The organism is Pseudodonghicola xiamenensis DSM 18339 (genome assembly GCF_000429365.1).
GTDB lineage: Bacteria > Pseudomonadota > Alphaproteobacteria > Rhodobacterales > Rhodobacteraceae > Pseudodonghicola > Pseudodonghicola xiamenensis.
Genome location: NZ_AUBS01000003.1, coordinates 171,400 through 184,195 on the forward strand (window position 1 = coordinate 171,400; position 12,796 = coordinate 184,195).

The following is a 12,796-nucleotide window of genomic DNA, read 5'->3' on the forward strand; positions in this document are numbered from 1 at the left end:
CGCGCTCCGGTTCAAAGGGAGGATTCGCGCCGGTAATAACGCTGGCGGCGGGGCGTTTGCCAGCCCCTGTGGCAGTCCTGTGGGCTATTGCAGCCTCAGGGATCGCCAGTTTCCGACATCAGCACGGCGATGAACCGGGTGCTGGGCAGTTCAGCCAGGATGATCATCACCATGGCGGTCAGCGGGATTGCAAGGATCGCCCCCATCATGCCCCAAAGCGCGGTCCAGATCGCCAGCGACAAGAGTACGGTGAAAGGCGACAGGTTGACCGACCGGCCCAGGAACTTCGGTTCGATGTAATAGGCGACGATCATCTGCGGCACCATCAGCGCCACAAGCGCCAGCGCGGCATGGCCGAAAGAGGCATATTGCACCAGGCTGGTGGCCACCGGGAAGGCCACCGCGATCACCGAGCCGATATAGGGAATATAGTTCAGGATCGCGATCAGGATTGCCCAGAACACCGGAAAGTCGATGCCCAACGGCCAGAGAACGCCCAGCGAGACCAAGCCAAGGATCACGTTCACCAGCGTCTTCGCCGCCAGATATCCGCCGATCCGTTCGTTGATCTGGCGCACCACATCCAGCGTGCGCTCGGCCTGCTGGCTGCGGTCGAGCGCGCTGCGGGTCTTTTCCGGCAGACCGTCAAGTTCGGCGATGATGAAGATCGCATAGAGTGCCGCGGCCACCACTACCGAGCCGGCATTGGTGATGGTGCTGAGCACGATCGGCATCAGCGTCGAGATGTCGAGCATATCGGTGAGCTTTTGGCTCAGTTCGGCCCAGCTGGGTAATTCATCGACCCCCAGAATGTGCAGCAGCCTGGTCTGCAGCGCATCGAAATTCTGGGCATAGCGCGGCACCGCTGCCGAGATTGCCGCCGCATTCGAGGTGATGAAAGCCGCCAGAATCAGCACCCCGGCGACGATGCCGACCAGAACAATCAGGCGTCGCCAGCGTCGCCCCAGCTTGCCGATCAGCGGCAGGCGGACCATCGCGTCGGCGGCGGTGGTCAGGATGTAGACGACGATCACCGCCATCAGCACCGGCAAGAGGATCGACTGGCCGACCCGCAGAAGCCAACCGATCATCAAGAGCAGTGCGATGGAATAGGTCGTCACCATCAGCCGGTTGCGGCCTTCGATCTGCATGTTGTCGTCTTCCTCTTGGGGCAAAGCCGCGATGCGGCGGCACGGACCACAAAAGCAGGCCCGGCGAATGCGGGCAATGGGGCGATCGGAAATGTCATCGCTGTGGCCCCATGTTTCCGATAGGAGACGGCATTCCTCAGGCATCACGAAAAAGCGACCTTTCGGCGATAGCTTGCGACAAGAGGCGTATTGCGCGGATTTCGAATCGCACGTATATCCCGCCTCGGGACACCCCTCCCCAACGAGGGGCGCTTATCTGGAAGGTTAAGTCGAAATGACTGACAAGCATCCGGCAACGCGGCCGGCAAACCCGCGTTTCTCCTCTGGCCCCTGCGCCAAGATCCCCCATTACAATCTTGAGATGCTCGCCGACGCCGCACTTGGCCGGTCGCACCGTGCCGCTGTTGGCAAGGACAAGCTGAAAGCCGCGATCGAAACGACGCGCGACATTCTCGGGGTTCCCGCTGATTACAAGATCGGCATCGTGCCCGCGTCGGACACCGGTGCGGTCGAAATGGCCCTCTGGTCGATGCTCGGTGCCCGCAAGGCCACCATGCTGGCTTGGGAAAGCTTCGGCGCTGGCTGGGTGACCGATGTGGTCAAACAGCTCAAGATCGACGCCGAAGTGAAAACCGCCGATTACGGTCAGATCGTCGATTTCGCCGATGTCGATTTCAACACCGACGTTGTCTTCACCTGGAACGGCACCACATCTGGTGTGCGCGTCCCGAACGGCGACAAAATCCCTGCCGACCGTGAAGGTCTGACCATCTGTGATGCGACCTCGGCTGCCTTCGCTCAGGACCTGCCTTGGGACAAGCTCGATGTCACCACTTTCTCCTGGCAGAAGGTGATGGGGGGCGAAGGCGCCCACGGCATGCTGATCCTGAGCCCGCGTGCGGTCGAACGGCTGGAAAGCTATACCCCCGCCTGGCCGCTGCCGAAGATCTTCCGCATGACCAAGGGCGGCAAGCTGAACGAAGGCATCTTCCGGGGCGAAACGATCAACACGCCCTCGATGCTGGCGGTTGAGGATTATCTGGTTGCCCTGGATTGGGGCAAGAAGATCGGTGGTCTGCCGGCGCTGATGAAACGCGCCGACACCAACGCCAAGGTAATCTGGGACTTCTGCGACGAACACGACTGGATCGACAACCTGGCCGAAGATCCGGCCACCCGGTCGAACACCAGCGTCTGCCTGAAGTTCACCGACGACCGGATCAAGGATACCGCAGTCTTTGCCAAGGCGGTCGCCAAGAAGCTGGCCGATTACAACGCCGCCTATGACATCGGTGCCTATCGTGATGCGCCGGCTGGCCTGCGCATCTGGTGTGGCGCCACGGTCGAAGCTGCCGATCTGGAAAAACTGACGCTCTGGCTGAAGTGGGCCTTCGAGGCCTGCATCGCAGAGCAGGAATAAGATCGCGATCGGGCCCGGGGCCCGCGCAGAGCTTATCGGCAGGGCGGGCTCAGGCCCGCCTGCCTTTCCCCATTTACGACTTTTGAAGGAGCGCCTGACATGGCCCCCAAAGTTCTGATTTCCGACAAACTGTCGCCCGCCGCCGTTCAAATCTTCAAAGATCGCGGCATTGACGTCGATTTCCAGCCCGACCTGGGCAAGGACAAGGACAAGCTGGCCGAGGTGATCGGCGCCTATGACGGCCTGGCGATCCGTTCGGCCACCAAGGTGACCGAGAAGATCCTGGAAAACGCCACCAACCTGAAGGTGATTGCCCGCGCCGGTATCGGCACCGACAACATCGACAAGGAAGCGGCAAGCAAGAAAGGCGTGATCGTGATGAACACGCCCTTCGGCAACATGATCACCACCGCCGAACATGCCATCGCGATGATGTTCGCCGTGGCACGGCAAATCCCCGAGGCCTCGGCTTCGACCCAAGCCGGTAAATGGGAAAAGTCGAAGTTCATGGGGGTCGAGCTGACCGGCAAGACCCTGGGCGTGATCGGCGCCGGCAACATCGGTGGCATCGTCTGCGACCGCGCTCGCGGTCTGAAGATGAAGGTCATCGCCTTCGATCCGTTCCTGTCGGAAGAGAAGGCCGACAAGATGGGCGTCGAGAAGATCGAGGAGCTGGACGATCTGCTGAAGCGTGCCGATTTCATCACCCTGCACGTGCCGCTGACCGATTCCACCCGTAACATCCTGAGCAAGGAAAACCTCGAGAAGACCAAGAAGGGCGTGCGCATCATCAACTGTGCCCGCGGTGGCCTAGTCGATGAGGTCGCCCTGGCCGAGCTGATCAAATCCGGCCATGTTGCCGGCGCCGCCTTCGATGTCTTCTCGGAAGAGCCGGCGAAGGAAAACCCGCTGTTCGGTCTGCCGAACGTGGTCTGCACCCCGCACCTGGGCGCCGCTACCACCGAAGCGCAGGAAAACGTCGCCCTGCAGGTCGCTGAGCAGATGTCGGATTACCTGCTGACCGGCGCCGTCACCAACGCGCTGAACATGCCGTCGGTCACCGCCGAGGAAGCCAAGGTCATGGGGCCCTGGATCAAGCTGGCCGGTCACCTGGGCAACTTCATCGGTCAGATGACCGAGGAGCCGGTGAAGGCGATCAACATCCTTTATGACGGTGTCGCTGCCGAGATGAACCTCGAGGCGCTGAACTGCGCCGCCGTGGCCGGGATCATGAAGAAGTTCAACCCGGACGTGAACATGGTCTCTGCGCCGGTTGCGGCGAAGGAAAAGGGCATCAAGATCTCGACCACCAATCAGGACAAGTCGGGTGTCTTCGAAGGCTATATCAAGCTGACCGTCGTGACCGAAAGCCGCGAACGTTCGGTGGCCGGCACCGTCTTCTCGGATGGCAAGCCGCGGTTCATCCAGATCAAGGGCATCAACATCGACGCCGAAGTGGGCGAACATATGCTCTATACTACCAACGAGGACGTGCCGGGTATCATCGGCAAGCTCGGCTCGTTGCTGGGTGAGCATAAGGTGAACCTTGCCAACTTTACCCTTGGTCGCGCCACCCAGGGCGGCGAGGCAATCGCCATCGCCTATCTGGACGAGCCGCTGAAGGCCGATGCGGTTGACGCGTTGAAAGCCACCGGCATGTTCCGTCAGGTCAAACCGCTGGAATTCAAAGTCGCCTGATCGCGCCTGCGCGAGAATGAACTGAAAACGACACTTAACGGGTCGCCGCATGAACAGATGCGGCGGCCCGATTCGTTTCATGCTGCAGGCTGTTGGATACCCTTCTTGCACATGAGGCTCGGGACACGGATGCAGCAGACGACTGTTCTGGATTTCTTCGCCGCCATGGCCGCAATTTTCGAGGCTGAAGGCCGCCCGGAGGCGGCCGAGACGGCGGCGGCGCTTTGTGCGCTGGCCAATCCGGAACTTACTCCGCTGACCGGCATGGCCGACGCCGATCCCATCCGTGACCTGTTGTTGACCTCGTCTCTACCGGTCGCGGCGGCAATGCTTGGCGTTCTCGATCAAATTCCCTGGGGCATTAACCCGGTCGCGGGTCAGGCCTCGGACGAAGCATTGTCTTCCTATGTCAGCAGCGACCTGATGGGGCCGGAATCGCCGATCCATTCGGAACACCTGCGGGTCGGGCTGTTCTATCAACGGCCGGGCACCCGCTATGGGTTGCATTCCCATGCCGCTGCGGAAACCTACGTAATCGTGGCCGGACGTGCGCTCTGGACCGCGGGGGATCGCCAAAAGCAACTTGGCCCTGGCGATTACGTGCATCACAGTACCTATCTTCCCCATGCTTGCCAGACCGGCCCCGAAGGGGTTGTCGCACTGTGGCGGTGGAGCGGGGATATTGACGTCAGCTCTTATCGTATCCACGACGGTCTGGGCGCCTTCGGGATCTGAAAGGCGCCCAGGCCAGGGGGCTGACTGACGTCAGGCCATCGCGCGCGCCGCCGCGTCCTCTGAGCACCACCACAGCGAAGATCAGCATCGACAAGAGCGATAGCAGCGAACCGATCTTGGCCAGGGTTTCGCCGTCATGGCGCAGGGCCATGGCGATGCCGGGAACGATGGTAATCAGCCCGGCGGTGGCAATCAACAGATGGACCAGAGGCAGTGGGCCTTCCGCCGCGGTGGGGACTGCGTGGTAATAGAAGGCGAAGATGGCGCAGGTGACCCAACCCAGCAGGTTGAGATGCGCATGCGCCGCCGCCATGGAATGGTCGCCGCTGGCGGCCATCTGGATGCCCCAGGCCATCCCGAGAACCACCGAGATCACCCCAAGCAGCATGAAGTAACGTGCAATTCCGTTCATCTGTTCCGTCCCTTTCTGTTGGGCCGGCGCCGATACCGGCAGGCCGGCTTTGCCCGGACGTCCCGGTCCCCCTCCCCGCCGCGTCCATCTTCAGCCTGCCCCAGCTATGGCTATTCTCAAAGAAGATTGATCGCATTGGGGGTTTTCCAGAAGCCTGACCGGCCGTTGGCCTTTCCCCAGACTTCGGTTTCGGGCATCACGGGACCAAAGCAGGATCCCCGAGCCGGAGGCGTGAACAATGAGCAATGCGATCTATGCCGTGGCCGATATTCACGGAAGGCACGATCTGCTCGAACGGGCGCTCGATCTGATCGCCCGCGATGGCGGTGACCGGGCCGAGGTGGTGTTTCTTGGCGATCTGGTCGATCGGGGCCCCGACAGCCGCGGGGTGATCGAAACCCTTCGCACCGGGATCGAGGAAGGGCGGGCTTGGCGGGTGCTGCTGGGCAATCACGACCGCATGCTTGCACGGTTTCTGCGGGCTGGTGACATTCACGATCGGCAGATTCGCTCGGGCATCTCCTGGCTGCACCCCCGCGTCGGGGGGCTGGCGACGCTGGCGTCCTACGGTATCGAGACCGGGCCCGAAGTGCCCCCGGCCGAGCTGTTCGCGGCGGTGCAGCAGGCGGTGCCGGCAGAGCATCTGACCTTTCTTGAAACGCGCCCCCGGGCGCTGGAACGCGAGGGGCTCTTGTTCGTTCATGCCGGTATTCGCCCTGGCGTCGCGCTGGCGGATCAGGACCCGGAGGATCTGATCTGGATCCGCGACGCGTTTCTCGACCATCCCGATCCGCATCCCTGGCTGGTGGTGCACGGGCATACCGCCCTTGAACATCCGCAGCACTTCGGCAATCGCATCGACCTGGACGGCGGCGCCGGCTATGGCCGCCCCTTGCATCCGGCCGTGATCGAAGGCGGCAAGTGCTGGCTGCTGACCGAGCGTGGTCGCGAGGCGCTGGAGCCAGGGGCTGACTAACACAACCTAGTGCGGCAGAGCTCGGCGGCAAGGGGCCGTGTCACCCTGACCCGCGTCACTCAGGCGCGGTGCAAACGGCTGGCCTCTGGTTCGTTCTGAATTAAATTACGTGCGTCACCGGAACCCGGGCGATGCCGTTGCCCATGTCGCGCAACATCGGAGCCGAATTGCATATGCCAGCCAAACCCTCAGCCCGACAATTGATTACAGCCGCGCCGAAACGACTGCTCAGGCAATCGTCCTACTGGGCGCTGATATCAGGGGCGCTCTGGCCGGTGCAGGCCGGGATCATCGCCTGGGTGATCGCGCAATGGGCGACGGGGCACCTGGGCACCGGCGCCTGGGCGGCTGCGGGCGCCTTCGCGGCGCTGGGGATCGGCCGGGGCTGGGCCGACCGGATGGGGGCGCGGCGGGCCTTTGCCGCGGCCGATCAGGTGATTGCCGAACAGCGCCGGCTGCTGCTCGACCGCGAAACGCTCAGGATGGACGGCCGCGCCTCTTCGGCCGATCTGGCGGCGCTGTTGTCGGAGAAGCTGGCGATGGTCAGCCCCTATATCTCGCGCTATACGCCGGCGATGTCGCGCACCGCGGTGCTGCCGACCCTTTACCTTGCCTGCACCTTCTATGTCTCGTGGATCGCAGGTCTGATCCTGGTGGTCGCGGGGCCGCTGATCCCGGTCTTCATGGCGCTGGTTGGCATGGCCGCGAAAGAGGCCAGCGAACGCCAGATGGCGCAGATCGGCGACATGAACGCGTTGCTGATCGACAGGATTGCGGCGCTGCCTGACATCCTGCTGCTGAACGCCGCCGATCGGTCGCGCGCCGATTTCGCCGACAAGGCCGAAGGGCTGCGCAAGCGCACCATGGCGGTGCTGCGGGTGGCCTTTCTGTCGTCGACGGTGCTGGAGCTGTTTGCCGCCATCGGGGTGGCGATGGTCGCAGTCTACACCGGCTTTTCCCTGTTGGGAGAGATCACCATCGGTGCCTGGGCAACGCCGCTGACCCTGGGAGAAGGCGTGTTCATCCTGCTGCTTGCGCCGGAGTTCTTTCAGCCGCTGCGTGATCTGGCCTCGGCCTGGCATGACAAGGCCTCTGCCGATGCGGTCAGTGCCGAGCTGCAGGCTCTGGAAGCTGCGGAAACCCCGCCGGTGCTGGGCCATGGCGCCCCGGCGTCGCGCCTCGAGGGGCCGGCGCGGCTTGAGATGACGGGGGTCAGCCTGACCCGGGGAGGTGTCAGCCGGGCCTTGCCCGATTTGGCTGTGGAACCGGGCGAAAGCGTCGCGCTCAAGGGGCCCAGCGGGGTCGGGAAATCCACCATGCTCGACCTTGCCGCGGGGCTCCTGCGGCCCGAAAGCGGCGAGATTCGCGTGGCTGGCCAGCCGCTGGATGACGAGACCGCGGATGGCTGGCGTGCCCGCTTGGCCTTCGTGCCGCAATCGGTGCATGTGCCCGATGTCACCCTGCGCGATTTTCTCGATCCGCATCGCAGCGGGGCCGACATGACTGTGGCGCTGGCGCGGGCCCGGGCGACGGGGATCGTCGATGCCCTGCCCGAGGGGCTTGAAACCCGGCTGGGCGAAACCGGTGCAGGCGTGTCGGGGGGGGAGGCACGGCGGCTGTTGCTGGCGCGGGCTTTCCTGTCGGGGGCCGAGGTGATCCTGGCGGATGAACCAACTGCCGATCTCGATCGTGCGACGGCAGCAGAGATCACCGCGGCCTTGGCTGATCTGCGCGCATCAGGATGCACGGTGATCGTGGCGACCCATGACCCGGTTCTGTGTGCGGCAATGGATCGCGTGGTCGAATTGGAGGGCGCGGCATGAAACGTCTGTGGGTGATCCTGAAACTGCTCTGCTCGGCCGATCCCTGGGCAATGGGGCGCGGGGCGGCGCTGACCGTGGTGGTGCTGATCATGGGTGCGGCTCTGCTGGGGCTGTCGGGCTGGTTCATTACCGCGACCGGGCTGGCGGGTATCGCCGGTATCGGTATCGCCTTCGATGTCTTCCGGCCCTCTGCTGGGGTGCGCTTCCTAGCCCTGGGCCGCGCCGCGGCGCGTTACGGAGAACGGCTCTTGACCCATGATGCGACGCTCCGGGCGCTGGCCTCGCTCAGGATCACGCTGATGCGCCGGCTCGAGCTGTGGCCGATGGAGGCGCTCAGGCGTCTGCGGGGGGCTTCGGCGCTGACCCGAATCACCGCGGATGTGGATGCGCTGGATGGGGTGGCGCTCAGGCTGGCGCTGCCGCTGACGGCAGGGGTGATCACCCATCTTGTGGCATTTGGGCTGCTGGCGTGGCTGGTGACGCCGCTGATCGCGCTGAGCCTGACTGCCGGGTATCTGATCGGGGGCGCGCTGGTGCTGCTGCGGGTGGCGGCGCGAACCCTGGCGCCCTCGACCCGGGCCGAGACTGCGATGCAGGCATTGCGCCGCGGGGCCATCGGTCTGTTTCGTGGCCAGCGCGAGGTGATTTTGCAGGGGGCGCTGCCGGATTGGCGCGCGCGGATCGATACCGAGGAGGCCGAGGCACGCGCCGCCCACGATCTGCTGGATCGTATCGACGGTGGTGCGGGGTTTGCCCTGTCGTCGCTGGTTGCGTTGCTCACGGCGCTTGTGCTGGGTCTGTCCGGCGGGTTGATCGCGGCGGGGGGCATCGACGCGGCGCAGGCGGCGATCGGTGTCTTTGTGGCGCTGGCGCTGGCCGAAACCGTGTTGCCGCTGCGCCGGGGCGTGGCCGAGATCGGTCGGATGCGCGATGCCGCTGCCCGGGTTCTTGCCGATGTGCCCGATGGGCCGGCTCCGGTGGCGGCGGCGACACGTTCGCCCGATCCGGACCCCGACGCAGGGATCGAGCTGTGCGATGTCACCCTGATGCGCCCGGGCCGCGACCTGCCCCTGGTCGAGGGGCTGAGCTTTTCGGTCGCGCCTGGTGAAATGCTGGTGCTCAGTGGTGCCAGCGGTGCCGGCAAGAGCACTTTGCTGGATGCGCTGGCGGCGGTCTCGCCGATCGCCGGGGGAGAGATTCGCTGTCTGGGCGTGCCTCTCGCGGATTGGCCCGAATCGGAATTGCGCCAGCACCTGATGCTCTTGCCGCAACGCAGTGCACTGCTGGGTGGAAGCATCCGCGACAATTTGGCGCTCTCGGTCGGGGAGCTCACGGATGCGGCTGCCTGGGAGGTGCTGCGGGCGGTTGAACTGGAGCGGGTGGTGGCCGACCGTGGCGGTCTGGATGCCATCCTGGGAGAGGGGGGCGCAGGCCTGTCCGGGGGCGAGGCGCGGCGTCTCTCCCTGGCTCGTGCGCTGCTCAGGAAACCCAATATCTTATTGCTGGACGAGCCTACGGAGGGGTTGGACCCGGCGACCGCCAGGGCTGTGATTCAGGGCGTCCGCAGCTATCTTCCGACCGCTGCGATCATCGCGGCGAGCCACCGCGCAGCAGAAGCCGAAAGCGCCGACCATCATAGGGAGCTGAATGGGCCGCGAGGAAATTCGATTATGAATCAATAACTCCTTTGACGCAGATCAAATCAGCTTCCCGCCTCAAGGGTGTAGCTGGTAAAAGTAGAAAATCATGCATTTTCAAGGCAGGTTTGTGTCCTATGGACCTGCAGAACCAAACCCGAGGAGATGCACATCATGCATATTGATGTCGTCGAGCTGTCGCGCCTGCAATTCGCGATGACGGCTATGTACCACTTCCTCTTCGTGCCGCTGACGTTGGGTCTTTCGATCCTCGTCGCGATCATGGAGACCGTCTATGTAATGACGAACCGCCCCATCTGGCGTCAGATGACCAAGTTCTGGGGCTCCCTGTTCGGCATTAACTTCGTTCTCGGTGTCGCCACCGGGATCACCATGGAATTCCAGTTCGGTATGAACTGGTCCTACTACAGCCATTATGTCGGCGACATCTTCGGCGCGCCGCTGGCGATCGAGGGGCTGATGGCCTTCTTCCTCGAAGCGACCTTCGTGGGGCTGTTCTTCTTCGGCTGGGATCGGATGTCGAAGGTGGCGCATATGGTCGTCACCTGGCTGGTCGCCCTCGGGTCGAACCTGTCGGCGCTGTGGATCCTGATCGCCAACGGCTGGATGCAGAACCCCGTCGGTGCCCAGTTCAATCCCGACACCATGCGGATGGAGATGACCTCTTTCTTCGACGTGCTGTTCAACGAAGTGGCGCAGGCGAAATTCGTGCATACGGTGTCGGCCGGTTATGTGACTGCCTCGGTCTTCGTGATGGGGGTCGCGGCCTGGTACATCCTGAAAGGCCGTCACATCGAACTGGCGCGCCGGTCGATCACTGTCGCTTCTGCCTTCGGCCTGGCGGCATCGCTGTCGGTCGTGGTTCTGGGGGACGAGTCGGGCTATTCCGCCAGCCACACCCAGAAAATGAAGCTCGCCTCGCTCGAAGCGATGTGGGACACCGAAGAGGCCCCGGCCAAGTTCACCCTGATCGGTATTCCCGACCGCGAAGCGCGCGAAACCCACTATGCGGTGGAAATCCCGTGGGTCATGGGGCTGATCGGCACCCGGTCGTTGACCCAGGAAATTCCCGGCATCAACGATCTGGTTCTTCAGGCACAGGACAAGATCCGTTCGGGCCTGATCGCCTATGATGCGCTGATGACCATTCGCACGGAACGGGCCAACACCCCACCCGAGGTTCGCGCCGCCTTTGAGGAACATTCGGCAGATCTGGGCTTTGCCTTCCTGCTGAAACGTTATGTCGACGATCCGCGCAGTGCGACGGACGCACAGATCGCGATGGCTGCCGACGATACCGTGCCGGGGGTCGGGCCGCTGTTCTGGGCATTCCGGATCATGGTAGGTCTGGGCTTCAGCTTCATCGCGGTGATGATCTATTTCGCGGTAACCGCGAACCTTCGGGGCATGCGGTTCCCGCGCTGGGCACTGCGTCTGGCCGTGATCATCATCCCCTTCCCTTGGATCGCGGCTGAACTGGGCTGGTTCGTGGCCGAGTTCGGGCGTCAGCCTTGGACGGTGGATGGCGTGCTGCCCACGGTTCTGTCGGCCTCGCGCCTGAGTGTGGCAGACCTGCTGATCACGCTGGCCGGCTTCGTGACGCTCTACACCATTCTCTTCATCATCGAGATGGGCCTGATGATCAAATACATCCGGAAAGGCCCGATCGAGGATGTGGAGGAAACCGAAATCTGGATGGCACGCCATGAAGACCGTCTGAAAAACAACGGCGGCCTGGCCGAGCCTGCGGAGTAACAGCCATGATCCTTTCTGAACTGATTGATCTCGATATCCTTCGCGTGATCTGGTGGGTGCTGCTGGGCGTCCTGCTGATCGGCTTCGCCCTGACGGACGGCTTCGACATGGGGGTCGGCGCGCTGCTGCCCTTCGTGGGCAAGTCCGATGTCGAACGCCGGGTGGTGATCAACACCATCGGCCCGGTGTGGGAAGGCAACCAGGTGTGGTTCATCCTGGGCGGTGGCGCCATCTTCGCCGCCTGGCCGCCGCTCTATGCGGTCAGCTTTTCGGGTTTCTACCTGGCGATGTTCACCGTTCTGGCGGCGCTGATCCTGCGTCCGGTGGGCTTCAAGTACCGGTCGAAACGCGACAGCGCGGCCTGGCGTAATGGCTGGGACTGGGCGCTGTTCGTCGGCGGCGCGGTTCCGGCGCTGCTGTTCGGTGTCGCGGTCGGCAACGTGCTGCTGGGCGTGCCCTTCCATCTGAGCGATGATCTGATGTCCTTCTATGACGGCAACTTCTTCACCAAGTTCGTCGGCCTGCTGCGCCCCTTCGCGCTGCTGTCCGGGGTGGTGTCGCTGTCGATGCTGCTGATGCATGGCGCCGCCTGGCTGACGCTGAAGACCGAGGGCCCGGTGCAAATCCGCGCCCGCACCATTGGCACCTATGCCGGGATCGTCGCCGCGGTTACCTATGCCCTGGCCGGTGTCTGGCTGGCCTTCGGGGTGGAAGGCTTTCATATGGTCGGTGAAGTGCCTGCCAATGGTCCGTCGAACCCGCTGTATAACGAAGTGGCGCGCGGCGGGTCTTGGCTGGCGGCCTATAGCCTGCGCCCCTGGATCGTCATTGCCCCGATCATGGGCTTTGTCGGTATCGCCATGGCGGTGATGGGCCTGCGGGCGGGGCGCGAGGTCTCGACCCTGCTGTGGTCGAAACTGGCGATTACCGGGATCATCTCCAGCGTCGGTTTGACGATGTTCCCCTTCATCCTGCCGTCGATCGTCGATCCCAACAGCTCGCTTTCGGTCTGGGACAGCTCTTCGTCGCAACAGACGCTGTTCGTGATGCTGGTGATGGCGGTGATCTTCGTGCCGATCATCCTGGCCTATACGGCCTGGGTCTACAAAGTGCTCTGGGGCAAGGTGACGGAAGAAGAAATCACCGGGTCCGGCCATAGCTATTGAGG

At 63.4% G+C, this 12,796-nt stretch carries 10 protein-coding genes; 8 read left to right on the forward strand and 2 right to left on the reverse strand.

Annotation, left to right across the window (positions count from 1 at the left end; all coding sequences use genetic code 11):
• Positions 1-95 precede the first annotated feature (95 nt).
• Positions 96-1,151, reverse strand: coding sequence for an AI-2E family transporter (locus G455_RS0105890; RefSeq protein ID WP_051312219.1), 1,056 nt, complete (start codon positions 1,149-1,151; stop codon positions 96-98).
• 274 nt (positions 1,152-1,425) lie between these two features.
• Between G455_RS0105890 and G455_RS0105895 the strand changes: the two genes are divergently transcribed.
• The 3 genes from G455_RS0105895 (at position 1,426) to G455_RS25520 (ending at position 5,004) form a co-directional block, all read left to right on the forward strand.
• Positions 1,426-2,571, forward strand: coding sequence for a phosphoserine transaminase (locus G455_RS0105895; RefSeq protein WP_028092848.1), 1,146 nt, complete (start codon positions 1,426-1,428; stop codon positions 2,569-2,571).
• 99 nt (positions 2,572-2,670) lie between these two features.
• Positions 2,671-4,269: a phosphoglycerate dehydrogenase gene (gene serA, locus G455_RS0105900; protein WP_028092849.1), complete on the forward strand. Its 1,599-nt coding sequence runs from the start codon at positions 2,671-2,673 to the stop codon at positions 4,267-4,269.
• Between the two features lie 129 nt (positions 4,270-4,398).
• Positions 4,399-5,004 carry a dimethylsulfonioproprionate lyase family protein gene (locus tag G455_RS25520; RefSeq protein ID WP_051312221.1) on the forward strand — a complete coding sequence of 202 codons (606 nt, stop codon included), beginning with the start codon at positions 4,399-4,401 and terminating at the stop codon, positions 5,002-5,004.
• On the opposite strand, the gene G455_RS23420 is transcribed toward G455_RS25520, so the two are convergent.
• Positions 4,958-5,416 carry a hypothetical protein gene (locus tag G455_RS23420; RefSeq protein ID WP_229861716.1) on the reverse strand — a complete coding sequence of 153 codons (459 nt, stop codon included), beginning with the start codon at positions 5,414-5,416 and terminating at the stop codon, positions 4,958-4,960. The two genes, G455_RS25520 and G455_RS23420, sit on opposite strands and share 47 nt — an antisense overlap.
• A gap of 238 nt (positions 5,417-5,654) precedes the next feature.
• Between G455_RS23420 and G455_RS0105915 the strand changes: the two genes are divergently transcribed.
• The 5 genes from G455_RS0105915 to cydB all read left to right on the forward strand — a co-directional run bounded on the left by G455_RS0105915 (position 5,655) and on the right by cydB (position 12,794).
• Entirely contained in the window at positions 5,655-6,392 is a 738-nt protein-coding gene (locus G455_RS0105915; RefSeq protein ID WP_028092850.1) for a metallophosphoesterase, read from the forward strand.
• A 131-nt stretch (positions 6,393-6,523) separates the two neighbouring features.
• Positions 6,524-8,215 carry a thiol reductant ABC exporter subunit CydD gene (gene cydD / locus G455_RS0105920; RefSeq protein ID WP_229861717.1) on the forward strand — a complete coding sequence of 564 codons (1,692 nt, stop codon included), beginning with the start codon at positions 6,524-6,526 and terminating at the stop codon, positions 8,213-8,215.
• Positions 8,212-9,897 (forward strand): amino acid ABC transporter ATP-binding/permease protein, encoded by a 1,686-nt coding sequence (locus tag G455_RS23425; RefSeq protein ID WP_051312222.1) that lies wholly within the window; start codon positions 8,212-8,214, stop codon positions 9,895-9,897. Before cydD ends, G455_RS23425 begins: the two co-directional genes overlap by 4 nt.
• A 129-nt stretch (positions 9,898-10,026) precedes the next feature.
• The gene (locus G455_RS0105930; RefSeq protein ID WP_028092852.1) at positions 10,027-11,628 is read left to right on the forward strand and encodes a cytochrome ubiquinol oxidase subunit I; all 1,602 of its coding nucleotides are present in this window, start codon (positions 10,027-10,029) and stop codon (positions 11,626-11,628) included.
• A 5-nt stretch (positions 11,629-11,633) separates the two neighbouring features.
• Entirely contained in the window at positions 11,634-12,794 is a 1,161-nt protein-coding gene (gene cydB / locus G455_RS0105935) for a cytochrome d ubiquinol oxidase subunit II (RefSeq protein ID WP_028092853.1), read from the forward strand.
• Positions 12,795-12,796 lie beyond the last annotated feature (2 nt).

Excerpts from the sequence above, each read along its gene's own strand:
- cydD (WP_229861717.1), top strand. The coding sequence starts at position 6,524 with ATGCCGTTGCCCATGTCGCGCAACATCGGAGCCGAATTGCATATGCCA.
- cydB (WP_028092853.1), top strand. The coding sequence starts at position 11,634 with ATGATCCTTTCTGAACTGATTGATCTCGATATCCTTCGCGTGATCTGG.
- G455_RS0105890 (WP_051312219.1), bottom strand. The coding sequence starts at position 1,151 with ATGCAGATCGAAGGCCGCAACCGGCTGATGGTGACGACCTATTCCATC.
- G455_RS23425 (WP_051312222.1), top strand. The coding sequence starts at position 8,212 with ATGAAACGTCTGTGGGTGATCCTGAAACTGCTCTGCTCGGCCGATCCC.
- G455_RS0105895 (WP_028092848.1), top strand. The coding sequence starts at position 1,426 with ATGACTGACAAGCATCCGGCAACGCGGCCGGCAAACCCGCGTTTCTCC.
- G455_RS25520 (WP_051312221.1), top strand. The coding sequence starts at position 4,399 with ATGCAGCAGACGACTGTTCTGGATTTCTTCGCCGCCATGGCCGCAATT.
- serA (WP_028092849.1), top strand. The coding sequence starts at position 2,671 with ATGGCCCCCAAAGTTCTGATTTCCGACAAACTGTCGCCCGCCGCCGTT.
- G455_RS23420 (WP_229861716.1), bottom strand. The coding sequence starts at position 5,416 with ATGAACGGAATTGCACGTTACTTCATGCTGCTTGGGGTGATCTCGGTG.
- G455_RS0105915 (WP_028092850.1), top strand. The coding sequence starts at position 5,655 with ATGAGCAATGCGATCTATGCCGTGGCCGATATTCACGGAAGGCACGAT.
- G455_RS0105930 (WP_028092852.1), top strand. The coding sequence starts at position 10,027 with ATGCATATTGATGTCGTCGAGCTGTCGCGCCTGCAATTCGCGATGACG.